The 25,322-nt window shown below is 59.3% G+C and carries 22 protein-coding genes, 1 tRNA gene and 1 pseudogene; 12 read left to right on the top strand and 12 right to left on the bottom strand.

Annotated elements, in window-relative coordinates:
* Window positions 1-12 precede the first annotated feature (12 nt).
* On the top strand, window positions 13-402 hold the full coding sequence (locus BN32_RS08620; RefSeq protein WP_019197755.1) for a VOC family protein: 390 nt from the start codon (window positions 13-15) through the stop codon (window positions 400-402).
* 10 nt (window positions 403-412) lie between these two features.
* On the opposite strand, the gene BN32_RS08615 is transcribed toward BN32_RS08620, so the two are convergent.
* Window positions 413-1,018, bottom strand: a complete 606-nt coding sequence (locus BN32_RS08615; RefSeq protein ID WP_019197754.1) for an LOG family protein — start codon at window positions 1,016-1,018, stop codon at window positions 413-415.
* 216 nt (window positions 1,019-1,234) lie between these two features.
* Between BN32_RS08615 and BN32_RS08610 the strand changes: the two genes are divergently transcribed.
* The 9 genes from BN32_RS08610 (at window position 1,235) to BN32_RS08570 (ending at window position 11,587) form a co-directional block, all read left to right on the top strand.
* Window positions 1,235-3,208 (top strand): ABCB family ABC transporter ATP-binding protein/permease, encoded by a 1,974-nt coding sequence (locus tag BN32_RS08610; protein WP_019197753.1) that lies wholly within the window; start codon window positions 1,235-1,237, stop codon window positions 3,206-3,208.
* 34 nt (window positions 3,209-3,242) lie between these two features.
* Window positions 3,243-3,941: a phosphatidylserine decarboxylase gene (locus BN32_RS08605; protein ID WP_019197752.1), complete on the top strand. Its 699-nt coding sequence runs from the start codon at window positions 3,243-3,245 to the stop codon at window positions 3,939-3,941.
* Window positions 3,942-4,014: 73 nt separating this feature from the next.
* Complete coding sequence (gene pssA, locus BN32_RS08600; protein WP_019197751.1) at window positions 4,015-4,896, top strand: CDP-diacylglycerol--serine O-phosphatidyltransferase; 882 nt, start codon at window positions 4,015-4,017, stop codon at window positions 4,894-4,896.
* Between the two features lie 244 nt (window positions 4,897-5,140).
* Complete coding sequence (locus BN32_RS08595) at window positions 5,141-5,914, top strand: motility protein A (RefSeq protein ID WP_019197750.1); 774 nt, start codon at window positions 5,141-5,143, stop codon at window positions 5,912-5,914.
* Window positions 5,915-5,943: 29 nt separating this feature from the next.
* Entirely contained in the window at window positions 5,944-6,771 is an 828-nt protein-coding gene (locus tag BN32_RS08590) for an OmpA/MotB family protein (protein ID WP_019197749.1), read from the top strand.
* A 151-nt stretch (window positions 6,772-6,922) separates the two neighbouring features.
* On the top strand, window positions 6,923-8,824 hold the full coding sequence (locus BN32_RS08585) for a potassium transporter Kup (protein WP_019197748.1): 1,902 nt from the start codon (window positions 6,923-6,925) through the stop codon (window positions 8,822-8,824).
* Between the two features lie 123 nt (window positions 8,825-8,947).
* Window positions 8,948-9,292: a rhodanese-like domain-containing protein gene (locus tag BN32_RS08580; protein WP_019197747.1), complete on the top strand. Its 345-nt coding sequence runs from the start codon at window positions 8,948-8,950 to the stop codon at window positions 9,290-9,292.
* A 7-nt stretch (window positions 9,293-9,299) separates the two neighbouring features.
* Window positions 9,300-10,451, top strand: a complete 1,152-nt coding sequence (locus BN32_RS08575) for an aminotransferase (protein ID WP_019197746.1) — start codon at window positions 9,300-9,302, stop codon at window positions 10,449-10,451.
* Between the two features lie 35 nt (window positions 10,452-10,486).
* Window positions 10,487-11,587: a polyamine ABC transporter substrate-binding protein gene (locus BN32_RS08570; protein ID WP_051488497.1), complete on the top strand. Its 1,101-nt coding sequence runs from the start codon at window positions 10,487-10,489 to the stop codon at window positions 11,585-11,587.
* Here BN32_RS08570 and BN32_RS08565 read toward each other — a convergent pair whose 3' ends face one another.
* The 7 genes from BN32_RS08565 to BN32_RS08535 all read right to left on the bottom strand — a co-directional run bounded on the left by BN32_RS08565 (window position 11,588) and on the right by BN32_RS08535 (window position 17,370).
* Entirely contained in the window at window positions 11,588-12,520 is a 933-nt protein-coding gene (locus BN32_RS08565; protein ID WP_019197744.1) for a lipid A biosynthesis lauroyl acyltransferase, read from the bottom strand.
* Window positions 12,520-13,542, bottom strand: a complete 1,023-nt coding sequence (locus BN32_RS08560) for a zinc-binding dehydrogenase (protein WP_019197743.1) — start codon at window positions 13,540-13,542, stop codon at window positions 12,520-12,522. The genes BN32_RS08565 and BN32_RS08560 overlap by 1 nt, the downstream gene beginning before the upstream one ends.
* Before the next feature lie 95 nt (window positions 13,543-13,637).
* Window positions 13,638-14,918: a beta-ketoacyl-ACP synthase gene (locus BN32_RS08555; RefSeq protein WP_019197742.1), complete on the bottom strand. Its 1,281-nt coding sequence runs from the start codon at window positions 14,916-14,918 to the stop codon at window positions 13,638-13,640.
* An 18-nt stretch (window positions 14,919-14,936) separates the two neighbouring features.
* Window positions 14,937-16,136: a beta-ketoacyl-ACP synthase gene (locus tag BN32_RS08550; protein ID WP_019197741.1), complete on the bottom strand. Its 1,200-nt coding sequence runs from the start codon at window positions 16,134-16,136 to the stop codon at window positions 14,937-14,939.
* A complete protein-coding gene (locus BN32_RS08545) occupies window positions 16,129-16,602 on the bottom strand; it encodes a 3-hydroxyacyl-ACP dehydratase FabZ family protein (protein WP_019197740.1) in 474 nt (157 codons plus the stop codon). The genes BN32_RS08550 and BN32_RS08545 overlap by 8 nt, the downstream gene beginning before the upstream one ends.
* Window positions 16,603-16,612: 10 nt before the next feature.
* The gene (locus tag BN32_RS08540) at window positions 16,613-16,894 is read right to left on the bottom strand and encodes an acyl carrier protein (protein ID WP_019197739.1); all 282 of its coding nucleotides are present in this window, start codon (window positions 16,892-16,894) and stop codon (window positions 16,613-16,615) included.
* 161 nt (window positions 16,895-17,055) lie between these two features.
* A complete protein-coding gene (locus tag BN32_RS08535; protein WP_019197738.1) occupies window positions 17,056-17,370 on the bottom strand; it encodes a hypothetical protein in 315 nt (104 codons plus the stop codon).
* Window positions 17,371-17,528: 158 nt separating this feature from the next.
* Between BN32_RS08535 and BN32_RS26115 the strand changes: the two are divergent.
* Window positions 17,529-17,738: pseudogene (locus tag BN32_RS26115) on the top strand (ParB-like protein); the annotation flags it as partial.
* A gap of 32 nt (window positions 17,739-17,770) precedes the next feature.
* Here the strand turns inward: BN32_RS26115 and BN32_RS08530 are convergent.
* From BN32_RS08530 to BN32_RS08520, 3 genes are all read right to left on the bottom strand, one after another.
* The gene (locus BN32_RS08530; protein WP_019197736.1) at window positions 17,771-18,235 is read right to left on the bottom strand and encodes an MgtC/SapB family protein; all 465 of its coding nucleotides are present in this window, start codon (window positions 18,233-18,235) and stop codon (window positions 17,771-17,773) included.
* Between the two features lie 24 nt (window positions 18,236-18,259).
* Window positions 18,260-18,841 carry a peroxidase-related enzyme gene (locus BN32_RS08525; protein WP_019197735.1) on the bottom strand — a complete coding sequence of 194 codons (582 nt, stop codon included), beginning with the start codon at window positions 18,839-18,841 and terminating at the stop codon, window positions 18,260-18,262.
* A 107-nt stretch (window positions 18,842-18,948) separates the two neighbouring features.
* Window positions 18,949-20,709 (bottom strand): ATP-binding protein, encoded by a 1,761-nt coding sequence (locus BN32_RS08520; RefSeq protein ID WP_019197734.1) that lies wholly within the window; start codon window positions 20,707-20,709, stop codon window positions 18,949-18,951.
* A 436-nt stretch (window positions 20,710-21,145) separates the two neighbouring features.
* Between BN32_RS08520 and BN32_RS08515 the strand changes: the two genes are divergently transcribed.
* Window positions 21,146-21,219, top strand: a tRNA-Gln gene (locus BN32_RS08515).
* A gap of 607 nt (window positions 21,220-21,826) precedes the next feature.
* Here BN32_RS08515 and BN32_RS08510 read toward each other — a convergent pair.
* Complete coding sequence (locus BN32_RS08510) at window positions 21,827-25,183, bottom strand: DEAD/DEAH box helicase (RefSeq protein WP_019197733.1); 3,357 nt, start codon at window positions 25,181-25,183, stop codon at window positions 21,827-21,829.
* Between the last annotated feature and the right edge of the window lie 139 nt (window positions 25,184-25,322).

The raw sequence follows: 25,322 nt of genomic DNA, 5'->3' as shown, positions 1-25,322 counted from the left end.
GAAGGGGGCTCAATGATTGATCACGTCTCGGTGGGCGTTGCAGATATTGAGCGGGCCGCAAAATTCTACGAAGCGGCATTCGCTCCGTTAGGGCTGAACAGATTGATTGAGCGGCCGGCAACGGTCGGTTTTGGAAAGACCTATCCAGAATTCTGGATCAATCTTCGTGCGGGCATGTCGCCAGTGCCGCCGGAAAGCGGCACGCACATCTGTCTGCGTGCGAGAAGTGCTGCAGAGATAGACGCATTTCATGCTGCGGCGTTGGGAGCAGGAGGAACCGATGACGGTGCGCCTGGGCCGCGTCCGGAATATCACCCAAGCTATTACGCGGCATTCGTCACCGATCCCGACGGAAATCGCATCGAGGTGGTGACGTTCTTGAAGGACGATCAACCGGCGTGAGCTGGACGGCTTACAGGCCGCTCGCGACCTTTTCGTCCATCAGCTTGGCGGATTCGGGCACCTGCGCGGCCGCCTGCTGCAGCGTCGGAAGAATGTCCTCGACGCGATCAGCGGTCAGCACATCGACCCACAGGTTGGCGCGAATGAATTCCGTCTGCCTCATGTGATCGATCAGCACGAGCAGGGGTTTCCAGAATCCGTCGATGTTGGCGAGCAGGATCGGCTTGCTGTGGCGGCCGAGCTGCGACCAAGTCATCTGCTCGACCAGCTCTTCCAGGGTTCCGACACCGCCCGGAAACGCCACGAAGGCGTCGGAATGCTCAAACATCAGTTGCTTGCGCTCGTGCATGTCCTTGGTGATGATGAGCTCCTGTGCGTCTTTAAGCACATGCTCCCGTTTCGTCAGGAATGTCGGGATGATGCCCGTGACCTTGCCGCCGTGGTCGAGCGCACCGGCCGCGACCGCACCCATCAGGCCGATCGAGCCGCCGCCATAGACGAGGCCGACACCATTCTGGGCGAGGGTCTTGCCGAAGGCTGTGGCCGCTTTGACGAATTCGGGGTTGGTACCGGGACCGGAACCGCAATAGACGCAGACGTTCTTAATGGTATTCATGCTCGGTTATGTGGCGGTTTGTTGCGACATCTTCAAGACGTGTATCTCGCAATGCAAGGTCGATAGTTCTCCAAATCGGTTGTTTTGGGGAAAAGAATCGGTCGGGAAGGGTGCGAAAACCGCGTAAACGCTTTATATGACGGCCATGACCGCAATCACGAACGGGCGCCCCGCGCTGCATCAGGCCCCGCTGGGCCTCAAGGCGACTGACGTTTAATGGCCGACCTCTATCCTGCCCAGCCCGACGAGGCGTCGCACAACGCCAAGCCACCGACGCCTGCCGATCTGAATGCCGAGAAAGCAACGCTCTTCGGAACGCTCGCCCATCTGTGGCCGTATATCTGGCCGGGTGACCGGGACGACCTCAAGATGCGTGTCGTCTGGTCGATGGTGCTGCTGCTTGTCGCCAAAGCGGCGACACTGTTCGTCCCGTTCACATTCAAGTGGGCGGTCGATGCTCTGACAGGCGCCGATACCGCACCGGTTCAATCCTCGAACTGGATGCTGTGGCTGATCGCGTCGCCCCTGATCATGACACTGAGTTACGGCGGCATCCGCATCGTCATGATGGTGCTGACGCAGTGGCGCGACGGCCTCTTCGCCAAAGTGGCAATGCACGCCGTGCGCAAGCTGGCCTTTCTTACGTTCGTGCACATGCACGAGCTGTCGTTGCGGTTTCATCTGGAGCGCAAGACCGGCGGCCTGACGCGCGTGCTCGAACGTGGCCGCACCGGCATCGAGACCATGGTGCGCATGGTCATCCTCCAACTCGCGCCGACTATCGTCGAACTGGCGCTAATGATGGGCGTGCTGCTGTGGCAGTTCGACTGGCGGTACGTGCTGGTGACGTTCGTTACGGTCGTCATCTACATGATGTACACCTACTACGCGACCGAGTGGCGCATTGAGATTCGCCGCCGCATGAACGATTCCGATACCGAGGCCAATACCAAGGCGATCGACTCGCTGCTCAACTACGAGACGGTGAAATACTTCAGCGCCGAGGAGCGCGAAGCGCTGCGCTATGACAAGTCCATGGAGCGCTACGAACGCGCCAGCGTTCATACCTATACGTCACTCGCAGTACTGAACACGGGGCAGGCGGTGATCTTCACCTTCGGTCTCACCGCGACCATGATGATGTGCGCCGTTGGAATCCGTAACGGCACCAACACGGTTGGCGATTTCGTCATGATCAACGCCATGATGATCCAGCTCTATCAACCGCTGAACTTCATGGGCATGGTCTATCGCGAGATCAAGCAGGCGATCATCGACATCGAAAAGATGTTCGGCGTGCTGTCGCGCAATCCGGAGGTGAAGGACATCCCGGGCGCGCAGCCGCTGCAGATTTCAGCCGGTACGGTTCGCTTCGAGGACGTGCAGTTCTCCTACGACCCGGAGCGTCCGATTCTGAAAGGTCTCTCGTTCGAGGTGCCTGCAGGCAAAACCGTCGCCATTGTCGGTCCGTCCGGAGCGGGAAAATCAACGATCTCTCGTTTGCTGTTCCGGCTCTATGACGTGAGCGGCGGAAAGATCACCATCGATGGCCAGAATATCCGCGACATCACGCAGTCGTCGCTGCGCGCATCCATCGGCATGGTGCCGCAGGATACTGTGCTGTTCAATGACACCATCCGCTACAATATCCGCTACGGCCGCTGGGACGCGACCGACGCGGAAGTCGAGGAGGCCGCAGCGATGGCTCAGATCGACGGCTTCATTCGGATGTCGTCGCACGGTTACGAGACCGAGGTCGGCGAACGCGGCCTGAAACTGTCCGGCGGCGAAAAGCAGCGCGTTGCGATTGCCCGGACCATCCTGAAAGGGCCGCCGATTCTGGTGCTGGATGAGGCGACGTCCGCGCTCGACAGCCACACCGAACGGGAAATCCAGGATCAGTTGGAGAAAGTCGCGCGCGGCCGAACGTCGCTGGTGATCGCTCACCGGCTATCCACGATCGTGGGCGCGGACGAAATTATCGTGCTGGATCAGGGGCGCATTTCCGAACGTGGCACCCACTCACAGCTTCTGGCGGCAAATGGCCTTTACGCGAGCATGTGGAACAGGCAACGTGAGGCTCAGGAAGCGCGGGAAAAGCTGGCCATGATGGCCGACGAGAACATCGCGCCCAATCGCGCGCCGCCGCCGGTCGACGATCCGCTGGTTACGCCCGCCGCCGCCGAATAGTTTTGGGTCACATTAAACGCAGGTCTTTGAACTCATGTCCGTCGTCAATTCCATTCGCGCGCAAATTCCCCCAATCCATCCGGAGGGGTATCCCTTTATCGGAGCTTTTGCCTTCGCCAGCCTGATCCTGTTCTGGATATGGACGCCGCTCGGCTGGATCGGATGCGGACTGACGGTGTGGTGTGCGTTGTTCTTCCGTGACCCGGTGCGCGTCACGCCGGTGCGCGAGGGCATCGTGGTGTCGCCGGCCGACGGCCGGGTGTCGATGGTTGTGCAGGCTGTGCCGCCGGCGGAGCTCGGCCTTGGCGACAAGCCCCTCCCGCGCATCTCGATCTTCATGAGCGTGTTCAATTGCCACGTGAACCGCAGCCCGGTGGCTGGCCGCATCGACCGTATCGCTTACCGTCCCGGCAAGTTTCTGAACGCCGATCTCGACAAGGCCAGCGAGGATAACGAGCGGAATTCGCTGGTTATCTCCACGCCGGCTGGCCGGATCGGGGTCATCCAGATCGCGGGACTTGTGGCCCGGCGCATCGTGTCCTTCGTGAAGGAGGGGCAGGTCCTTGGGGCGGGTGAGCGGTTCGGGCTGATCCGCTTCGGTTCGCGGCTCGACGTCTTCCTTCCGGAAGGCGCCAAAACCCTGGTATCCGAGGGCCAGACGGCCATCGCCGGCGAAACCGTGCTGGCCGACTTCAAGCTCGGCGACGGCGGGCGCAGCTACCGCGTGGATTAACCAAGCCTGCGATCATCCAGCAGGCTTTTCGCCACAATGGTGAAGCAGGGTGGGGCTTGTTATATAAGGTCCCATGGCCATGCTTCCCGACCCCAGAACGCCTGATTTGCGCCGCCGGCGGTTTCGCCAGATTCCGATCCGGATGCTGGTGCCCAACGTCATTACGTTGCTGGCGATCTGCGCCGGCTTGACTGCAATCCGGCTCTCCATCGAAGGCCGCAACGAACTTGCCCTCGGGGCAATCGTGTTTGCGGCGATCCTCGACGGTATCGACGGACGCGTGGCGCGCATGATCAAGGGGCAGTCCCGTTTTGGCGCGGAGCTCGACAGCCTCGCGGATTTCGTCAATTTCGGCGTCGCGCCCGCGCTCATTCTGTATTTCTGGCAGTTGCATGATCTGAAGAATGTCGGCTGGATCGCAGCGATGATCTTTGCCATCAGCGGCGGATTGCGGCTGGCTCGGTTTAACGCCACCATGGACGACCCGAACAAGCCCGCTTTCGCTGGAAACTATTTTACCGGCGTACCCGCCCCGCTGGGCGCGCTTTGCGTATTGCTGCCGATGTACCTGGTTTTTATCGGCGCGCCGCAGTTGCCGGCCCCCATCACGGCAGTATTCACCTTGTCGATCGCGTTCCTGATGGTGTCGCGGCTGCCCGTGTTCTCCGGCAAGATGATCGGCGGCAAGATCGCGCCGGACATGGTGTTGCCGGTGGTTGTGCTGGTCGTGTTGTTTATCGCTGTTCTGATCAGTTATCCGTGGCAACTTCTGACCGGAGGCTCGCTGATCTATCTTCTCAGCCTCCCGATTGGATGGACCTCCTATCGCGCGAACGAACGCCGCGCGCGCGAAGCCGCAGCGGTCAGCGAACCGGGCCATGCGAGCCCCGCCGCGCCGGATTTCAACGTAGCAGTTGATTCCGTGAAAGAAGACCGGCCACCGCGTCTGAATTGACTGCAGCGGCTTCCCACCGCTGTATGGTTAATGATTTCCTGAGATTCGGTCGGATCACATTGCGAGGCGCTGCCGATATCGGCGCCAATCGCTACCATTTGACCGCATCGGAAGGGGAATGACGATTATCTCGTCGCCTCCGGGCATCGATTCAATAACCTTTACCCGACCTTAATGGCCCCGCCGCTACTGTTCCGATGCGCGCTCAGAACGGGTCGCGCTGTTGGTTGCGTCGGAGTTTTCAATGGATATCACCACGGGCATCGGCCTTGTTGCGGGCATTGCGGTGCTTTGCACACTCGTTCTGATGGGTGGCGATTTCCGGATGTTCTACGACATCCACGCAGTGATCATCATCTTCGGCGGTTCGTTTGCTGCCACTCTGATCAGGTTTCCGCTGTCCGCCATCCTTCATGGCTTGCCGCTGGGCGCGAAGTTCGCGTTCACGCTGAGCCGACTGTCCGCGCGCGATCTTGTCGATGAATTGGCCCGGATCGCCGAAGTCGCACGCAAGCAGGGACCGGTCGGTCTGGAAAAAATCGAGGCGGACGATCCCTTTCTGGCGAAAGGCATCCGTTACATCGCCGACGGTTACGATCTTGAGTTCATTCGCGACAATCTCGAGCGCGACCGCGACAACTTTCTCATGCACCTCACCGAGGGATCGAAGATTTATCGCGCGATTGGCGATTGTGCGCCTGCATTCGGCATGATCGGCACGTTGCTCGGCATGGTGCAGATGTTCTCCAACATGTCCGACCCGTCCAAGCTCGGCCCCTTCATGGCGGTGGCGCTATTGGCCACGCTGTACGGCGCGCTGGTCGCGAACCTCATTTGTCTGCCGATCGCTGACAAGCTGCACGTCAAGGTGCTCGATGAGGAGACCAACCGCACGCTGATCATCGACGGGATCCTGATGATCCGTGATGCGAAATCTCCAACGCTTGTTCGCGAAATGCTGCTGGCCTACCTGCCGGAAAAACATCGCCACGAAGAGGGTGAGCCGGTTCCGGCTTAAACAACGGCTGCGGGAACGGACCCACCGGGATGGCTAAGAAAAAGCGCGCAGAGGAGCATGGAGGTCACGGCTGGTTCGTGACCTTCGCCGACCTGATGGCTCTTCTGTTGAGCTATTTTGTGATGCTCGTGGCGTTCTCCAGTCAGGACTCCAACAAGCTGAAGATCGTTGCCGGATCGATGCGTGAGGCCTTTGGCGTTCAGACCCAGTCTCGCTTCTCCGGCATTATCGAGTCTGACGGACTTCCGACCCGATCGCGTCTGAAGAACACGTCTCACGTACCGCCGGAGGAGGCGACGAACAATCCGACGCCGGATCAGGAAGACAAGTTCAAGATTGCCGGCATGCGCATGAAGACCGATCGCGAATTCGCACTTGCGTCGGCTTCCCTGCGTCAGGCGCTGCAGGATCTGCCCGAAATCTCAGAACTGTCCAAGCACATCCTGTTCGAGGAAACCAAGCAGGGGCTTAATCTTGAGATCGTTGACCAGGACGGCCGCTCAATGTTTGCCGATGGTTCGAAGCAGCCGCTCGAGCGAACTCGTCGCCTGCTTCAAAGACTCGCCGCGCCGCTGAAGGCGACCCCGCTACGCGTCGCCATCGTCGGCCATACCTCTGCGGGCTTCATGCCCACGCGGTCCGGGTATGACGGCTTTGACCTGTCTGCGGACCGCGCCAATGTCGTTCGCCAGATCCTCGAGCAGGAGGGGTTGCCAGCCTCGCACGTGTTCTCTGTCGCGGGCAAAGCGGATACCCAGCCGTTGTTTCCAGACGATCCCTCGCTGGCCGCAAACCGGCGGGTGACCATTACGTTGATGCGGGAGGATCCGCCGCTGCCGCCCAACCTCAAGCCATGATTGGCGGTATATTTATACCATTTAATGGTGTGTTTGGGGTTCCGATCTGCGTCGCAGTAGACATAGGATGGCAGTGATATAAGAAGCGCCACTCTAAAGTGATCACCGGGCTTGCCGGGATCAAAGACACCGTCAGGGCGTTCCTTCGATCATGGCTGCCAGCGATACACCTGCCGATACGCCCCAAGAGGTGCCGGTAACCACCGGCTTTTGGGCACTCACCCTTGGAAGTATCGGTGTGGTCTTCGGCGACATCGGCACGTCGCCGCTGTACGCCTTTCGAGAGGCCGTCCATAACGCATCTCACGGTGGCCCCGTCTCCCGCGAGATCGTACTCGGCGTTCTGTCGCTGATCCTGTGGTCGCTGATCGTTGTCGTGACTCTCAAGTATGTGCTGCTCCTGTTGCGCGCCGACAACAATGGAGAGGGCGGAACGCTGTCGCTGATGGCACTTGGCCAGCGGGCGCTTGGGCGGCGGAGCTGGTTTCTTTTGGCGCTCGGCGTGATCGGCGGATCGATGTTCCTTGGCGACGCGATGATCACGCCAGCAATTTCCGTGCTCTCCGCTGTCGAAGGTTTGAAGATCGCAGCCCCCGCGCTCGAACACTATGTCGTCCCGCTCGCAATCGTCATCCTGATCTGTCTGTTCGCGGTGCAGAGCCGGGGAACGGCGATGGTCGCCAGTGCCTTCGGCCCCGTGATGATCGTCTGGTTCTTGACGTTGGGCGTTATGGGGCTGATGCATATCAGCGACGATCCCGGCATCGTACACGCCATCAATCCGGTGTTTGCCGTCCAGTTCCTGCTGACGCACGGCGTGATCGGACTCGTGATTCTCGGTGCTGTGTTTCTGGCAGTGACCGGCGGCGAGGCGCTGTACGCCGACCTTGGGCACTTTGGCCGTAAGCCGATTCAGGCGGCGTGGTTCTACTTCGTGCTTCCATGTCTGCTGCTGAATTACTTCGGTCAGGGTGCTCTGGTTTTGTCGCATCCGGAAGCAATCGAGAACCCGTTCTATCGAATGGTGCCGGACGGTGTGCTGGTGCCCTTGATCTGTCTCGCGACCGCAGCGACCGTAATAGCCAGCCAAGCCGTTATTACCGGTGCGTTTTCGCTCGTGCGACAGGCGATTCAGCTCGGCCTGCTGCCCCGGTTCGAGGTTCGCTACACGTCGGAAACGCATGCGGGCCAGATCTATCTGCCGCGCGTCAACATCATGCTTCTGATTGGCGTGCTGTTGCTCGTCGGGCTGTTCCGCACCTCAAGCAACCTAGCGTCGGCCTACGGTATCGCCGTGTCCACGACAATGGTTTGCGACGGCATCATGTGCTTTGTCGTGATCTGGAAGGTTTGGAACTGGCGCGCCGCGACGGCGGCCGCGCTGATCATTCCTTTGGTGATTGTCGATTTGACGTTCCTGACGGCCAATCTCCTGAAGCTTCTTCAGGGCGCCTGGGTGCCGGTGCTGTTTGGCATCCTGATGGCAGGTCTGATCTGGACGTGGCGTCGCGGCGCCGCAATCCTGATCAACAAGACGCGGCGAACCGAAGTCCCGTTGCTCGATCTCATCAAGAGCCTCGAGAAGCGGCCCCCGCATATTGTCAAAGGCACGGCGGTCTTTTTGACAAGCGATCCCGAATACGTGCCGACGGCATTGCTGCATAACCTGAAGCACAACAAGGTGCTCCACGAACACAATGTGATCCTCACCATCCATACGGCGGAAACACCGCGTGTCGATCTGGCGGATCGTGTCAGGATGGGGAAGATCAGCGACAAGTTCTCGACCGTTCGGCTGTCCTTCGGATTCATGGAATCGCCGAACGTACCAAAGGCGCTGGCTGTCGCTCGCAAGCTCGGCTGGCAGTTTGACATCATGTCGACGTCGTTCTTCGTATCGCGGCGCTCGTTGAAGCCCGCAGCGCAATCCGGCATGCCGCAGTGGCAGGACCATCTGTTTATCGCGATGAGCCGGTCTGCGAATGACGCTACCGATTACTTCCAGATCCCGACGGGGCGCGTGGTGGAAGTCGGTACGCAAGTCACCATTTAGAGGCAATCGGCGCCCGCCCACGCTTGATTTTCTTGCTGCAAAAAGGGAGGTTGTGCGCCGTTCGCGCGTAATCTCGGGGCCGTGATTTTCCGATAAGCGGCTCTGCTTTTCGGATTGCCCCCAGTGGAGGTTGATGTGTCACAGGCTGAAAAAATTCACGATTTGACAGCGGAAGAGGTCGCTTCCGGAATTGCGCAAGGGCGCTATCTCCTGATCGACGTGCGTGAGCCGAATGAGGTTGCCGTCGAGGCTTATCCGGATGCGGTGGTTCTGCCGCTTTCGACCTTCGATCCAGCAGAAATTCCCGATCCAAAGGGAAAAACAGTGGTTTTCGCCTGCCGCTCCGGCAAGCGTTCGGTCACGGCGTCGCTGGCCGCACAAGCCGGCGGAAAGCCTTACGACTCACACCTCGCGGGTGGCATGCTGGCGTGGAAGGCTGCCGGGTTGCCGTCCAAAACCGGCGGCTGATCTTCCGATGAACAAGATTTTCGCGGACCTGCCGAATACTATTTTCGACGTCATGTCGCAGGCCGCCCGCGATCTCAACGCAATAAATTTGGGCCAAGGCTTTCCGGACGATCCTGGGCCGCTCGACATCAGGGAGAAAGCCGCGGATGCCGTTCTGAACGGCTACAACCAGTATCCCTCGATGATGGGGATCCCTGAGCTGCGCCAGGCCATCGCCACCCATTATGCTCACTGGCATGGTGTGCAACTCGATCCGATGAGCGAGGTGATGGTGACCTCGGGCGCCACCGAAGCATTGACGGGATCAATCCTCGGACTGGTTCAGCCTGGCGACGAGGTGCTGGTTTTCCAGCCGATGTACGATTCCTATGTGCCGATTATCCGGCTCGCGGGCGGCATTCCGAAATTCCTGCGCCTTGAGCCGCCGCACTGGCGCCTGCCGGAGGAGGCGATCCGTGCCGCGATCACTCCCAAGACGCGTTACGTGATCTTGAACAATCCGCTCAACCCGGCCGCCGTGGTCTATCCACGCGAGGATCTCGAGATGCTCGGACGGATTTGTCAGGAGCACAACCTGATCGCGATCTGCGATGAGGTCTGGGAACATGTGGTGTTCGACGGCCGCGAGCACATTCCGCTAATCGCGATTCCGGGAATGCGCGATCGCACGGTGAAAATCGGCTCCGCAGGCAAGATGTTCGGGTTGACCGGCTGGAAAATCGGTTTCGTCTGCGCCGCACCGCACATTCTGCGCGTGCTTGCCAAGGCGCATCAGTTTATCACCTTCACGACCCCGCCCAATCTTCAGGTCGCGGTCGCTTACGGCCTTGGCAAATCCGACGATTACTTCCTGCAGATGCGGGCCGATCTTGCGCGAAGCCGCGATCGTCTGACCAAGGGTCTGTCCAGCCTTGGTTTCCCGGTACTGCAGTCGCAGGGGACCTACTTTCTCAATGTCGATCTCGCGCCGCTGGGTCTGAACGAAAGCGACGTAGCTTTCTGCAAGCGCATCGTGCATGAGCACAAGGTTGCCGCTATCCCGGTGTCGGCCTTCTATGAAGAGAACCACGTCACTTCGGTGGTGAGGTTCTGTTTCTCCAAGAAGGATGCAACGCTCGACACGGCACTGGAGCGGCTCACGAACGTTCTTCACGGTTGAGAGGAAATCCGGTGTCCGTTGGCGTCAAGAGAGGGCTGACCCTCGCCGCAGTCGTCGCGAGCGCTTTTGTTGCTTCAGCGTCGTTCGCGCCGGCGCAGCAGCGTAGCGTAAACTTCTACAACTGGTCGAACTATATGGCGCCCGGCGTCCTCGAACAGTTCACCAGGGAAACCGGCATCAAGGTTTCGTACGATACATTCGATGCCAACGAGACGCTCGAGACCCGGCTGCTGGCTGGCAAGTCTGGCTATGACGTCGTGGTGCCGACGGCGTATTTCCTGCAACGCCAGATCGCGGCCAACATTTTCCAGAAGCTCGACAAGTCAAGGCTGCCCAATCTTGCCAATGCATGGCCAGAAGTGACCAAACGTCTTGCGGTTTACGATCCCGGCAACGCCTTCGCGGCCAACTATATGTGGGGTACTACGGGTATCGGTTACAACGTCAAGAAGGTTCAGGAGATTCTGGGCAACGACGCCAAGATCGATTCAGCTATGAATTCGTGGTCCATCGTGTTCACGCCCGAGAATCTGGCAAAGTTCAAGGATTGCGGGATTCACATGCTGGATTCTGCCGACGATATCCTGCCGGCTGCGCTGAACTATCTCGGCCTCGATCCGAACACGACGAAACAGGCCGATCTCGATAAAGCAGCAGAACTGGTTGGCAAGATACGGCCCTATGTTCGCAAGTTTCATTCGTCGGAATATTTGAACGCGCTGGCCACGGGCGAGATCTGCTTCGTAGTTGGCTGGTCCGGCGACATCAAGCAGGCCCAGAGCCGCGCTGCCGAGGCCAAAAACGGGGTCGAGATCGGATATGCGCTACCGAAAGAGGGCGCGCAGATGTTTTTCGACAACTTCGCCATTCCAGCGGACGCACGGAATGTGGCTGAGGCCCACGAGCTGATCAATTATCTGTACCGGCCAGACGTCGCCGCGAAGAATTCTGACTTCCTGTCTTACGCGAGCGGCAATCTCGCCAGTCAGAAGCTGATTGATCCAAAGATCTTCAACGACAAAACGATCTATCCGGATGAGGCAACGCTCGATCGCCTGTTCGTGATCACGGCGCGCGATCCTGCGACCCAGCGCATCATCAATCGTTTGTGGACGCGGGTGAAGACGGGGCGATAGTTACCGCCAGCGGCGATGGAGCCAAAGCCATTGCTCTGGATGCTCGCGAACCCATCGCTCGATCACACTGGTGACCGCCTGCGTGGTCGCCTGAACATCGATCCTGCCTTTGGCATCGCGGACTGGTGTTACTTCGTCCGATAGCTCCGCACGGAAACGATGGTTCGGCAGCCGGACGATGCGCACGCCATGAATTGGGACTTCGACCTGCCGGGCGAGGCGCGCGAGCAGGGGATTGGCCTTGGCCGTGCGGCCGAAGAACGTCACGTCAACGCCGCGCCCGAAATGCTGGTCCACGAGCATTCCAACATGCACGCCCTCTAGCAGCGCCTGCGCCAGCCGTAGCGGTGCATCGTGCGTGGTGGCGATCATCGTTCCCATGTTGACGGAGCGGATATCCTGGATGGCGCGATCCACGGCGGCGATATTGGGGCGACGAAACAGCACCGCCGACTCCAGTCCGTAGGCTGGGGCTGCGAGCGCCGGGAGTTCCCAGTTGGCAAGATGGCTTGCGAAAATCAACGCGCCCTTGCCGTCGTCGCGCAATGCTTCGAATTTCTCGGCAGTGCCGGACGCGAGTTCGACGCGGCTGGTGTCCAAATGCTCGGGGTCGAGTTTCCAGACGTAATCGAGATGTGCGAACTCGGCACCGACCCGGCCAAGATTGTCCCAAACGCCCATGAGAATGGCGTCGATCTCGGCAGGTGATTTCTCCGGGAATGCCGCGATCAGGTTGGCCCGGCCGATCTTGTGTTCGGGGAGCCAAGGACCGATGGCGCGTGTCACCGATGCGAAAAAATTCGCGGTGCGTTCTGGGTCGAAGTACCGCGTGACGCGCAACATGCCGACCGCAATCCCGCCAAGGATCGCTCCCGTCACGGGCTTCAGCGCACCGCGCAGGATGGCTTTCGTACGAAGGAACAGGCGGCGCATCAGAAAGTGACGACGATCTTGCCGAACACCTGCCGGCTTTCCATCCGCTTGAGCGCTGCGGCAACATCTTCGATCGGAACTTCGGTGTCGATGACCGGCTTCATCCCTTGAGCCATCTTGTCGAGGCTCTCGGCGATGTTGCGCATCGTAGCTCCGAACGATCCGAAGATGCGATACTGCTGCTGGAACAGTTGCATCAGGTTGATGGTGGTGGTGGGACCGGAGGTCGAGCCACAGGTCACCAGTCGTCCGCCGCGCTTCAGGACCAGCAGCGAACCGTTGAAGGTGTCCGCGCCGACGTGCTCGAACACGACATCGACCCCCTTCTTCTTCGTGATCTTGCGAGTTTCGTGTTCGAAGCGGTCCTTGCGGTAGTTGATGACGTGATCGGCGCCGAGCGCCTTGACGCCTTCGATCTTGGAGTCGTCGCCGACGGTGGTGATGACAGTGCAGCCGATTGCCTTGGCCATCATGATTGCGACTGTGCCGATTCCGGAGCCGCCGGCGTGCACCAGCACGCTTTCACCCGGCAGGAGCCTGGCGTTATCGAACAGCATGTGCTGAACGGTCGAGAATGCAATTGGCGCACAGGCGGCGTCGCGATCCGAAACGCCGTCCGGCACAGGAATGACCAGCCGTTCGTCAAGGTTCATCAATTCGCGGGCGAAGCCGTCGACATGGAAGCCCATGATGCCGGCGACGTTTTCGCAGAGGTTGTCGCGGCCAGCCCGACATGCGGGACAAACGCCGCAGGTCAGCGCGCCGTACATCACCACGCTCTGACCCGGCTTGAAGCGTGTCACGCCTTCGCCGACGGCGGCGATTTCGCCCGAAGCTTCCGCGCCGACGACGAGCGGGAGCTTGCGCTTGGCGAACGCCATGCCGCGATAGCCCCAGACATCGATGTGGTTGAGGGCGACGGCCTTGACGCGGATCTGCACCTCGCCAGCGCCGGGCGGCGGGGGCGGGGGTGTATCCGCGACCACCAGTTGGCGGTCGGCAACAAGACTGAGCGCACGCATAATACCGCGTCTCCGGCACAAGGATTGTGGACTTTAGGCTGCGTATCGCCGGTTCGGCAGATGCCGTCAACCGCCGAAAGTTGCATTCGTCGCTGCTAGATTGGCTCGCGGGTCAGGATCAGCGATGCGTTCTGACCGCCGAACCCGAACGAATTCGACATTACCGCGCTCACGCGCGCGTCGCGGGCCTTGTTGGGCACCACGTCAAACGGGATCGCCGGATCGGGCACGTCGTAATTGATGGTTGGCGGAATGCGCTGGTGCTCGAGGGTCAGCAGCGAAAATACAGCTTCTACCGCGCCCGCGGCCGAGAGCGTATGCCCAACCATCGATTTGTTGGACGACACCGGAATGTGGTTGGCGCGCTCTCCGAACACCGTGGAGATGCCGAGATACTCCATCTTGTCGTTCTCGGGCGTGCCGGTACCGTGAGCGTTGATGTAGTCGATCTGCTCGATACCGACACCGGCGTCGGCCAGCGCATTGCGCACGCAGCCGACGATCGGTTTGCCGTCGGGGCTGGAGCGAGTGCGGTGGAACGAGTCGGCGAGCTCGCCGCAACCCGCGACGACGCCGAGGATTTTCGCGCCACGTGCGGTTGCGCCTTCCAGGCTTTCAAGTACCAATGCGCCGGCACCTTCCGCCATGACGAAACCATCGCGGTTCTTGGAGAATGGGCGCACCGCCGCATGTGGCGGATCGTTGTGGGTCGAAAGAGCGGACAGCAGCGAGAAGCGGATCAATGCTTCCGCGTTGACCGAGCCGTCGGTCGCGACGCACAGCGCTGCGTCGGTTTCACCGCGGCGGATTGCCTCGACGCCGAGTTGGATTGCCGTCGCGCCCGATGCACAGGCGGTCGATAGCGAGATCGGGGAGCCTTTTGTGCCGAAGGTGTCAGCGAGGTGATCGGCAACCGAACCGAAGATGAAACGGCGATGCAGGTTGGTGAAGCGTCCGCCGCCGCTAGCCTGCAGCAGCGCGTCGTAATCAATGCCGGATTTCATGCCGGTGGCGCGGGCAATGTCCTGCCGCGGCTGCCATTCAAGTTCTACTGGTGCGACGGCCAGGAACAGCGGGCCGGGGAAGTCGCCCTTGGCGCCGATGCTGGCCTGCGCAACCGCTTCTTCGGTCGCGACGTCGGCAAGACGCTCGGAGAGCACCGTCGACGAGAACGGCTCGACCGGAATGAAATCGACCGTTCCCGCCATCGTGGTCTTAAGACCGTCGGTGGGGAAACGGGTAATGGTCCGGATTCCGGATTCGCCGGCCGTAAGTTTGGCCCAGTTGTCGGACTTGCCTGCGCCGAGGGACGTGACGAGGCCCATGCCGGTGACGACAACGATAGGCCGTCCGAACTTGTCGCGAGTCGATGTCATCGTGCCCCCATATGTGGCTTATACCGCTTCGACCAGCGCCATGCCTTCGCCGCGCCAGTGCCCAGCCCCGATCACAACAATCTGGGACGGCGGCTTCGTCATTTCAATCTCGACACCGGTGGTATCGTTCGCCGGGAACAGCGCTCCGCGCGAAATCGACAGCGCGGCCAGGGCGATCCCGAGCGCAAATTGTGCCTCTACGGCGTGGCCAAATGCGGTACCGGTCGCGCGGGCCGGGGTGTCACGATGCTTGGCCAGAAATGCGCGTTCTTCTTCCGTGACGGGCGCGGCACCGGTTGCGCCGGTGATGATTGCACTGTCCTTGCCAACCGTTCCGATCTCCGACCACAGGCCGTCGAGCGTTGCCGTCACATCGCCGGAAGCCTTGCGCTTCGCGCGGTCCGCAACGACGTTGGTAAGCTTGGCGTATGGCTTGGCGCCGCGCGCCTGCGCGTGTTCCTTGGATTCAATAACGAGGAACACGCCGCCCGAACCCAGCGCAAAGCCGCTCTCGCGTTCCCAAACCGGCTTGAATTTGTCCTTGAGATTGAAATCGCCGAACTCATAGAGCATCAGCATTTCCTTGCGCTCGCTGTTCTGTGCGGCTCCGACAAGGGCGATATCGCTTTGGCCTGAGGTGATCCGCGCCAGCGCAATACGCGCGGCATCCACACCGGCGGCTTCTTCGCCCATGAATGTGCGGGATGAGCCGGTGACGCCATGGACGATCGAGATATTGCCGGCGAGCAAATTGGACAGCTGCGCCAGAAACAGGGTGGGGCGCAGATCGTTCATCAGCCGTTCGTTGAGAAAGCCGGGCGCGGCATTGCCTTGAACGTCGGCATTGATGATCGCGGAATCCACGGCGAGATCGCGTTCGCCGCCACCGGCAGCAACGATCATATCCATGCGCGAGAGAATGTCAGTGTTGCCCTTGATGCCGGCAGAGTCGAGCGCGAGACCGGCGGCGTAGGTGCCGATCCGCTGCCATGCTTCCATCTGGCGCTGATCGCCCTTCTTGGGGATCTGCGCATCGAAGCTCAACTTCGTCATCGGATGGACGACGTAGGGAGCGAACGTCGTCTCGTCGACGTTGACTGTCTTGGCGTTCAACGCGTCCCAGTGCGCGTCGAGACCTTCGCCGAGCGACGTCGCAAGGCCGATGCCGGTGATCCAGGCTTCGCGTGCACCGCCGGTTGACGGAAGGGTCTCAGCCATGAGCGATTACCTGTTCAGGAAAGCCGATCCGCTTCGCCATCAATTCCATGTGTGCGCGTAAATCGGGATGGGGAAACAGTGTGTGACGGAAGGTCAGCGTCGCATTGCACTTGAGTTTGCCGTCAACGCGGACCTTGGCGTCGGTGACTGCAAAGCCAGAGCCATCATGAACCAGACTTGCATCAATCGTCAGCAACTCGCCGGGCTTTACGAAGTCGCGCATCTTTGCTTCCTTGACGCTGGCAAGAAATGGCATGCGTTCGAACTTCAGTAGCGCGATCAGAAGCCAGCCGGAGGTCTGGGCCATCGCCTCTGTCAGCAGCACGCCCGGCATCAGCGGATACCCGGGGAAATGCCCTTCGAAGACGGTGCTCGTCTCAGGAACCTGCGACTCGACCGTAATGGTCCGCTTACCGACGTCGAGGTCGGTAATGCGGTCAACCATCTGGAAGTATTCGAGCTGCATGGCGGGCGCGTCAGGCGCCCTTGGCGGCGACCAATTCGTCGATGCGCGCGCTGAGGTTCTTCAGGACAAAATACTGCTCGGTCGTGGCCTTGCCGTCGTTGACCTCCTGCGTCCACTTCTCCAGCGGCAGCTTGATGCCGAACGCCTTGTCGATGGCGAAAGCGATGTCGAGGAAGTCGAGGCTGTCGATGCCCAGATCGTCAATCGCATGGCTTTCCGCGGTGATCGTGTCGCGGGGAATGTCGCACGTTTCCGCAATGATCGTGGCGACCTGATCGAATGTAGACGACATGCTAAACCTTTGATATTTTTGAGAAAATGCCACTTCTTGGCGCGAGGCGCTGGCTTGAAACCGTGCCGCGTTCCCCTCGGGACGGGTTGAAACCCCGTATATCGGAGCCATGATCCGAGTTCAATGGCAGAGCAGGGCCGAAGAGGGATCGGCTTTCGAGCCTAATTGTGGCGAATCAGATCGGTTTTCTGCGCCGAAATATTCGCGCAATCTCGCCGGCCCATCAGGACGCAGTCCTGCTTGTTGCGGAGATCGGCGAGGGCCATTGCCAGCCAAATGCCGACGCCTGTCAGCGCCGCCGTGAACGCGATCGCGGCGGCATTGGCGATCATACGGTGACGGTAGTCGTCGCGGCTTTCGCCCGCGCGCTCGTATCGGGACAGGTCTGGCGCGAGCTTGCTTGACCGTTGAGCCGCCGGTAGCGGTGTGTGCGTGCGCGGACGGAATTTCAGTACGCGATGCTCGCCGTCAGTCATCGGTAAGGGTCCCAAATCAACGTAAGCATTCTAACGCGCCGAACCAATGTGTCTTCTGACAAGACCGTAACGCTGCGATGAAAAAAAGGACAGCCGGGAACCGGCGTTCCCGATAGTGGAGTCGCCCCGGGGAAATGCCCGGAAAGTGATGTTGCTGACTCGCTGGGGAACTGCGCCGCGCGGGCGGCTTTGCAAAGGACACCACGCCGTTCAGCGAGTTTCTGTGGGCGGACTTTCTCCGCCGGCGGATGTCGCGCAAGACAGTCGAAGCGGACTTTGAGAAGGCGATCGAGCAGGCGTTGTCGCTTGGCAAGAGCAAGGACGCGATCTATCTGCCTGGATGGTGTGGACCAACCGGCGACGATTAGTATCTTCCACGAAGCTCGATCAATTCCGGCGGCTAAGCTGACGGTGGTTCGTCAGATTTCCCGCGGAAAACGCGATGCAGCGTTCGCTCGAACGGGCCGCCGAACGCGAGAAGCACCAGAGCAATCGCGAGAGCGACTGTTACCAGCCGCCACAACCCCAACCCGCAAACGATTCCGATGCAGGCGGTGAACCACACACACGCTGCGCTCGTCAGGCCTTTCACCTTCGACTGATCGGCATGGACGATGACGCCCGCGCCCAGAAAGCCGATGCCCGTAAGTAGCCCCTGGATAACGCGACTCGTTGAATCGGACAGTCGGCCTGCTTCCAGGGCGACTGGATTTGCAAGCAGGACGACCGTTGCAGTGGCCAGGCCCACCAGGCCCAGCGTGCGGAGACCAATGGGCTTTCCATGCAAGTCGCGGTTAAGGCCGATGACTCCGGAGGCGACCGTCGCGATCCCAAGCCGCAAAACGATGTCCCACCAGTCGAGCATGGATCGCCTTTCTGGCCGTGAGCGTTACGCCTTCGGCACGCGGCCCATCATATAGAATTCATCGTTCGGACGCATCTCGGTGACGCTCGCCATGCGGTTTGACAGCGCAAAGAATGCTGCAATTGCGGCGATGTCCCAGATATCGTCGTCACTGAAACCGTGGCCGCGCAATACCTCGAAATCCTGCGGCGATGTCTTTTGCGATTCGAGGCAAACCTTGACGGCGAAATCGAGCATTGCGCGCTGGCGCGGCGTGATGTCGGCCTTACGGTAATTGTTGGCGATCTGATCGGCGATCAGCGGATTCTTCGCGCGAATGCGCAGCACCGCGCCGTGTGAGATCACGCAGTAGTGGCACTGATTGGCAGCGCTGGTCGCGACCACGATCATTTCACGTTCGGTCTTGCTCAGCCCGCCGTCTTTCTCCATCAGCGCGTCGTTGTAGGCGAAAAATGCCCTGAATTCGTCAGGCCGATAGGCCAGTGCGAGGAACACATTGGGGACGAAGCCTGACTTCTCCTGCACGCCGAGAATGCGCGTCCGGATATCGTCCGGCAGCGCGTTTAACGCTGGAACAGGAAAGCGGCTGATCGACGGTGTGGTCATGCTGATGATCCGATGCAGGCGGGGGTATCTGCGGGGGACCATAGTCGAGGAAGACACCGGCGCAAAGCGTTCGCCGATGCAAGGCAGTCCTACGCGGCGCGTGGCGATCAGCGCAGGGGCTTTTTCAGCAGCGAGAAGCGGTCGGGATCGAGGCCAAGAGACGGTTGCAGCATAGGGGATTCCGGCATGCGCGGAGCAGGCCGATCCATGCCGCCACGGTCGAACGTCGGATCGTTTGGCGTTTCGCGATGAGATGTTGCACCGCGCCAGCGCTCCAGTACGGAACTGACGAAGTGAATGTCGTGACCGCTGAGAGCCGAAGGTGTCGTCGCGATGGTCGCTTCACTGCGCGGCAATTGGTGCACCGGGACTTCCTTGAAACGGAGCCGGGTCGGCAAAGCAACACCTTCGCCGAACGCCAGAACTTCGCGAGTTCCTAGCGACGGGACAAACGACAGCAGATTCGCCGCGGCATCCGAGACTGCGGAGCGTAACAGCATCTGGTCACGCTCGTTTGCAAGGCGCATCGCGAACAGCGTGTTGCATTGGGAAATGATCGTCGCGTCGAGCTCAGCGGGACGCTGCGTGACCAGCGCAAGGTAGACACCGTATTTGCGGCCTTCCTTGGCGATGCGCGATACGGCCTTGCGCGTCGGTCCAAAACCGATGCCGCGATCAGCGGACGCATAGCGGTGCGCTTCCTCGCAGACGAACAGGAGCGGCGAGGCGCCGTCACTCCACAAGCCGAAATCGAACGCCATGCGGCAGAGTACGGATACAACGGAATCCACGACCTCCGCCGGAAAGCCTGCGAGTTGCATGACGGTCATAGGCCGGCCGTTGGCGGGCATCCGGAACAGATGGCTGATGACTTCGGCCATCGTGTCGCCGCCGACGTTGGCGTTTTCGAACATGAAGGCGTAGCGGGGATCGTTCTTGACGGTTTCGATGCGCGAAATCAGCTTGTGATAGACGATGCGTGAGGAGCGGTTTTCCAGCTTTCCCATGCGCTCGTCGATCAATGAAATCAGATCGACCAGCCGATAGGGCACCGGTGTATCGGCGGTGTAGCCGACGGTCTTGGAATCGATACGCTTCAGTCCGACACGGTCCGTACTCTGATATTGCGTGTAGGTCGCTTTCGCCACCGGGATGAGCTCAACGAGAACTTCGAGTTCTTCGGGCACGCCTGGGCGGCCGCCGAAGATCACGTCGACGAATTCCTCGAAATTGAAAAGCCAGAACGGCAGCTTGAGGTTTCGTGGGTTGAGTACCAGCGATTTGTCCCCAAAGCAGCGGCCATATTCGTTGTGCACGTCAAGCAGGAATACGCGCAGGTTCGGTCTTACCCGCAGAATCTCGTTCAGCAACAACGAGACGCCGCTGGATTTGCCGACGCCGGTGGAGCCGAGCACGGCAAAGTGCTTGCTCAGCATTTCCTCGACGTCGACATAGGCGACGACGGAGGGATCTTGCTGCAGCGTACCGATATTGATCTGCTCGGCTTTCGATGGCGCGTACACCGTGCGCAATTGCTGGTTGGTTAGCACGTCCACCAGGTCGCCGATGGTCGGATAGCTCGTGACGCCGCGTTGGAAGCGGCCGGACGGGCCGACGGCGATCTCACCCAGCAGGTCGACCGAGGCGATCGCAATGTAGTTGTCGGTGGGCGGCAGGTTTTCGCGGCTCACCTCGGTGATCATCGCAACAATGATGGTTGTCGCTGTGCGGATACCGAAGAACTGGCCGACCGTGGCACGCACGTTCGAGTCGTTGATCTGACTCGTGGTCACGAGGCCGACGCGGGCTTGCGAGCCGCGTACGGAAATGACGCGCCCGAGCGAGGCTGGCTGCGGTGATGTCAACATAGAGCGATGGAGCCTGTCTGAACTTGCTAAATTTCCTCGACTGTACAAAGGCTTGTTGCAGGAATTGTTAAATGCCCCGGCGACTTTGTGCGGTTCCGCGCGGTAGTGTCATGTCGTTGGTACAACCGCTGAATTCCCCCAGCCGGCTAAGGGCCCGTAGCTTAAGGCATATTTTGATGTTGCTGAAAGCGGGCCTGCAGATGGATCTTATCTGCGTTAAGCCTTTGTTTACCCTTGGCTAATGGACGATCGTCTCGTCTGACCCGGTTCGGGAGCCAACGAATTCTTTTTCCTGCTCGGTTGGTGGACAGAGCAAGGCGGGGGTAGACCGCGGCGCAACACCGCTCTATATCCAGCGCGCGATGTTAATTTGCTGATTTGGATAGCAATCCGCCACGGTAGTTTACCGCGCGCAAGATGAGGATCCGCAATCGATTGGGGAATGGTGTAACGGTAGCACAACAGACTCTGACTCTGTTTGTCTAGGTTCGAATCCTAGTTCCCCAGCCAACCAGTCCGGCTTTCATAGAATATTATTTTTTAGGTGCAGAAAGGCCCGCAAATAGCGGGCTTTTCATGCGTAAGGAGTCTCTGTGGAGACCGATGTTCGCACCAAATCCTCCGAAAATTCCTGAAAGTCTCCATGTATCCATTGAAAAATTCCCGTTTTCTGGAGACTCGCTCCAGAGACCGGAGAATAAAACCACTGCGCGGTAGGGGATTCAGTCAACGCGAATTCTAGCATTCCCGATTTCGTGGAAGCGGATAGAGAGACTGGGTTCGAACTAGACTGGTTGAGTTCGAATCCTCGTTCTCCAGCCAACCAGTCCGGCTTTCAGAGAATATCCTTCTCAGACACCAGAAAGGCCCGCCAAATGCGGGCTTCTTTAGGGTCGATGAGTCTCTAAGATACCAATTGTCGAACTTTTGCGGCGGAAATTCCTGGAAGTCTCCAGCGACCTATTGGAAAATTCCCGTTTTCTAGAGACTTGCTCAGGAGACCGAAAATAAACCCACTGCACGGGTCGAGCGACCAGTCCAGTTCGCACCTCTTAGCTGCCAAAGCCGACCGAGCGAAGACGGCTTTGAAGCATGTCGATCGGGGGGTAGTCGGAATTCAAGGAGCGCAAAATATGCGTGTCTTCGCGCCGACGCTTCCGGCGGCCGCGATAGTGGTCTGTAATAGGTGATTTAGCTGGAGAGTTTCAGGTAGCGGTGAATTTTTCTGCAATCCTTTGTAGAAGGCATCAGCGGAAAGCATGTTGCCCAAGACGAGCCAGATTTCCCGATTTGTCAGCGGATTTTGAAGCAGTTCGAGAAGTGTCGCCCAGGCGGCGGCTGCATTTGCCGTAGCGGGCTTACGTATACGCCGGTTGACGGTCAGTTGGACTTTGCCGTCACCGGCGAACTTGTGTGCGCGGTCCCACAAGTTGAAATTCCCCGGCTTCTGAAGCGAGAACGTCGAAAACAATGCCATGTTTTTCTGCGCTTGGGCGCACACCTCTTGAACAGCGGAAGCGGAGAACTCGCGGAATGTGCCGGAGGCTTTCGCGTGTATCAGTACGACACGCCGATTTATCGTATCGGCGAAGATGAAGTCGGCGCTTTCCTTGCTCATGTCGTCGCAGATGCATAGTCCGGGGTCGAACTTGACCTTCTCTGGTGCGAACAAACCGACCCAGCTTGGCGAAAGCTGGATTTTGTCACTGTCGAAGCCGGTCTTCCAGCCGTCTACGAGGCCGAAAAGGCTGTTCTTGTCGTATTCATCGTTCGAGACGGATTTGCCCTTCTCTGATGAGAACTTTTTGAACGTCTCGGATGGATATAGGCAATGCCCGACGAAAAATCCGGCGTGGGTGAACCGGCCGCCAAATTTGAGGCCAGGAGCATAGAAGCGGCCATGAACGTAGATTACGCTCAGATCGTCGGGGATGACGTTGAACGATTGGGTGTCGTTCAAGGTCCGGCAGAGCGGAAGTCGTCTGGCCCCCATTCCGACGAAATCGGAATCCAGCGCATCTGACTCGATCCTGTAACGCTGCGACGCTTCGTTGAAAATGACTTCGATCGTATAAGGATTATCGTTGATCGTTACGACGAATTTCGATGTCAGCTTCCCGCCGGAAGATGTGGGAGTGCCGACCCTGTCGACGCAAAGTTCGTCGCTGCGAATAGCTTCCTTCGTCTCTTTGTGCTGGTAGAGGTCGGCGATATCAAAGATATCGAGCAGGAGGTTCTTGGCGGCCCCTCGCTGGATCGTCGCCGGCGCCAACGCCGCGTATCGCTTATAGACTTGATCGTATCGGGAGGTTGATCCGATTTGCTTGATTAGCGAACCAACCCATTGCCGGAAGGCCTTTAGGCGCAAAGGCGGCCCCTGTTCTGAAATTCGACCGCTTGCTATTCCGATGTAGCGCCTAATCAGTGCGGCTTGTGTGGGGGTGTTCCCCATTGGCGCTGGCGCTGCGAGTCCGACGATTTCCATCCCTTCATCGAAGGCTTCCAAATAATCCATGTCGTCGACAATGCGCGGGACCGTTCCGTTGTAGCCCGTCACGGTCGCGACGATGTGCCCGTGCTCGTCGAGGATCGGCGGGACGTCCGCGATGGACGGAGCAGAGATGGTACGCCTGCGTACGACGCGGTTTCCTAGATTCGTGTTTTGCGACGAGACGCTGCTGACGCGACCCAGCTGTCCCGGGAGCAGTAGGCGTTCGAGCTTCTTCGGGTTTAGTGGTTCGAGATACTCTACCCCATCCGAACCTGTCCCAGCTCCAGTTGAAGCTACGGCGAGGATCTGCTGGCCGGGAACGAGCAGCAAAAGACGGGCGCCGTGACGGACTTCCGCAAAGAACAGGTTGTTCAGGAAGTCTGGGCTCGCCACCTTTGCGTATACGTATACTACCGCGTCGTCGCCGAACGCGTACTTCTCGAATTCGCAGTCATCGATCGTCATGGCCTCCTCAACCTGGGCGGCCAGCGACGTCAAGGTGTCACCTGTCCCAACTTTCCGGAGCACGACGCGACGGTCGAACAGGATTTCGTCATCCGCTGAACCGAGTTTCTTGAGGTCGAGCGGTTTCCTGAATTTCTTTGCGATGTAGTCGACGGGAAGCTGAACTTTCTGGAATTCGTCGAGATAGTATTTCGACATCGACTTCGTGAGGTAGTCGGCGCTGATGGCCTTGTCATAATCCAAGAACAGGTTCCAGGATCGTTCAATCAGCCCCCGAAAGTGGTCAAGGACGTAGGCGGTGTTGGCCGGCTCTCCAGGCGTGAGGCGGATCACTCGCCCTATTTGCTGAACCACGGACCGGACGTTCTTGAGCGGCGCAAAGAATGCCAGGACCCGGAAGCGATGGTCGTCGATTCCTTCCATCAACTTGTATTGGTGTATCCAGATTTGAGAATCCGTGGTCCGCGGAGGTGGCACTGATCTGTGTTGCCATGACTGACGGTCGGACGCTTTAGCCGAGAAACGGTCATGGATGGCCGTAATCTGTCCGCCAAAACCGTTGGCGATGAACTTTTCGCCCAGCCTTGTGATACTGCCCAGATCGTCGCAATGAATGATGATGCGAGGCCAAGTCGATCGGTCGAGTCCAAATTCAGCCTCTGCGAACGCGATGATGTCGAGACAGAACGCGTGCGCGTCTGGGGCCTGGGGCCGCTGCAGTACCGTGGCTTTCCGTATGACGTTTTCCTCGACCGCGCTGGAGAACCTGTAGATGTGGATGTTGCTCGCTTCGATGTGGAAGGGCTTTAGATCGTTCCGGAAAGGCGTCGCCGAAAGCAGGACGACCGGCTTATCCAGGCCTCGGACGGCCTTGCTGTACTTCGCGGCGGGCTCATAGTGTCCTTCGTCGAAAAGTATTAGATCGACGTGATCTTTCAGCGTCTTGTAGGCCGCTCCGTCTTTATCTAGCCCGGTCAGCATCTGCACCGTCATAACCACAATCGAGCGCTTCTCGTTCAATTCGCTTACGAATTCTTCGTCTGGATGGTCGACGAGGCGAGAAAACTGAGCGGCGCAGAAGCGGGCGAGCGTTGGGTCCGTGATAAGCTTGAGCGTTGCCCGGTGCAGGTCGGATGTTTGACCTTCCAGCATCCAGCTTTCGGTCGCGACATATGTGTTTTTCGATAGCCTGATGTTTTGGCCTAGGTTGAATTTATCTTGCTCGATGAAGATGTTGCCCGATAATTCTCGTGCGAGCTGGTCGCGGACCGCCTCTCGTGTTGTAAGGATTAGGATGTTGCCAACTTCCGGCGCCCCCTGCGAAAGTCCAGCGATGACCGCCGTTTTCCCCGTTCCGGTGGGATGACAGACGAGGAATGCACCGGGCGAAGGCGTCCCTTTCGAGACCGAGTTGCGGAAGGCCTGCCGATATCGCCGGGCCTTCTTTATAGCTTCTTGCTGGTACGGCCTGAACTTGTCCGAGTAACGAAGCTTCGGAAGCTGTTCGGTCGCGCTCATGTCATCCCCAGACCCGAGCCTGCTTCGCTTGCAACGGGGAATCCCGCTCCATGCCTCCCTCGCAGGCTTCTTGCTCGATTGCGTGTTCGACCTGTAAGTGAGTACGGGCTTGGTAGCAACGCTTTCGAGTTAGCGATCC

Source organism: Afipia birgiae 34632 (assembly GCF_000308295.2).
GTDB lineage: Bacteria > Pseudomonadota > Alphaproteobacteria > Rhizobiales > Xanthobacteraceae > Afipia > Afipia birgiae.
The sequence above is the reverse complement of the archived record's forward strand: the minus strand, read 5'-3'. Positions and strand labels throughout refer to the sequence as shown.

What these genes read in the sequence shown, in the direction of transcription:
- BN32_RS08620 (WP_019197755.1), top strand. Translation starts at nt 13, where the DNA reads ATGATTGATCACGTCTCGGTGGGCGTTGCAGATATTGAGCGGGCCGCA.
- BN32_RS08615 (WP_019197754.1), bottom strand. Translation starts at nt 1,018, where the DNA reads ATGAATACCATTAAGAACGTCTGCGTCTATTGCGGTTCCGGTCCCGGT.
- BN32_RS08610 (WP_019197753.1), top strand. Translation starts at nt 1,235, where the DNA reads ATGGCCGACCTCTATCCTGCCCAGCCCGACGAGGCGTCGCACAACGCC.
- BN32_RS08605 (WP_019197752.1), top strand. Translation starts at nt 3,243, where the DNA reads ATGTCCGTCGTCAATTCCATTCGCGCGCAAATTCCCCCAATCCATCCG.
- pssA (WP_019197751.1), top strand. Translation starts at nt 4,015, where the DNA reads ATGGCCATGCTTCCCGACCCCAGAACGCCTGATTTGCGCCGCCGGCGG.
- BN32_RS08595 (WP_019197750.1), top strand. Translation starts at nt 5,141, where the DNA reads ATGGATATCACCACGGGCATCGGCCTTGTTGCGGGCATTGCGGTGCTT.
- BN32_RS08590 (WP_019197749.1), top strand. Translation starts at nt 5,944, where the DNA reads ATGGCTAAGAAAAAGCGCGCAGAGGAGCATGGAGGTCACGGCTGGTTC.
- BN32_RS08585 (WP_019197748.1), top strand. Translation starts at nt 6,923, where the DNA reads ATGGCTGCCAGCGATACACCTGCCGATACGCCCCAAGAGGTGCCGGTA.
- BN32_RS08575 (WP_019197746.1), top strand. Translation starts at nt 9,300, where the DNA reads ATGAACAAGATTTTCGCGGACCTGCCGAATACTATTTTCGACGTCATG.
- BN32_RS08565 (WP_019197744.1), bottom strand. Translation starts at nt 12,520, where the DNA reads ATGCGCCGCCTGTTCCTTCGTACGAAAGCCATCCTGCGCGGTGCGCTG.
- BN32_RS08560 (WP_019197743.1), bottom strand. Translation starts at nt 13,542, where the DNA reads ATGCGTGCGCTCAGTCTTGTTGCCGACCGCCAACTGGTGGTCGCGGAT.
- BN32_RS08555 (WP_019197742.1), bottom strand. Translation starts at nt 14,918, where the DNA reads ATGACATCGACTCGCGACAAGTTCGGACGGCCTATCGTTGTCGTCACC.
- BN32_RS08550 (WP_019197741.1), bottom strand. Translation starts at nt 16,136, where the DNA reads ATGGCTGAGACCCTTCCGTCAACCGGCGGTGCACGCGAAGCCTGGATC.
- BN32_RS08545 (WP_019197740.1), bottom strand. Translation starts at nt 16,602, where the DNA reads ATGCAGCTCGAATACTTCCAGATGGTTGACCGCATTACCGACCTCGAC.
- BN32_RS08540 (WP_019197739.1), bottom strand. Translation starts at nt 16,894, where the DNA reads ATGTCGTCTACATTCGATCAGGTCGCCACGATCATTGCGGAAACGTGC.
- BN32_RS08535 (WP_019197738.1), bottom strand. Translation starts at nt 17,370, where the DNA reads ATGACTGACGGCGAGCATCGCGTACTGAAATTCCGTCCGCGCACGCAC.
- BN32_RS08530 (WP_019197736.1), bottom strand. Translation starts at nt 18,235, where the DNA reads ATGCTCGACTGGTGGGACATCGTTTTGCGGCTTGGGATCGCGACGGTC.
- BN32_RS08525 (WP_019197735.1), bottom strand. Translation starts at nt 18,841, where the DNA reads ATGACCACACCGTCGATCAGCCGCTTTCCTGTTCCAGCGTTAAACGCG.
- BN32_RS08520 (WP_019197734.1), bottom strand. Translation starts at nt 20,709, where the DNA reads ATGTTGACATCACCGCAGCCAGCCTCGCTCGGGCGCGTCATTTCCGTA.
- BN32_RS08510 (WP_019197733.1), bottom strand. Translation starts at nt 25,183, where the DNA reads ATGAGCGCGACCGAACAGCTTCCGAAGCTTCGTTACTCGGACAAGTTC.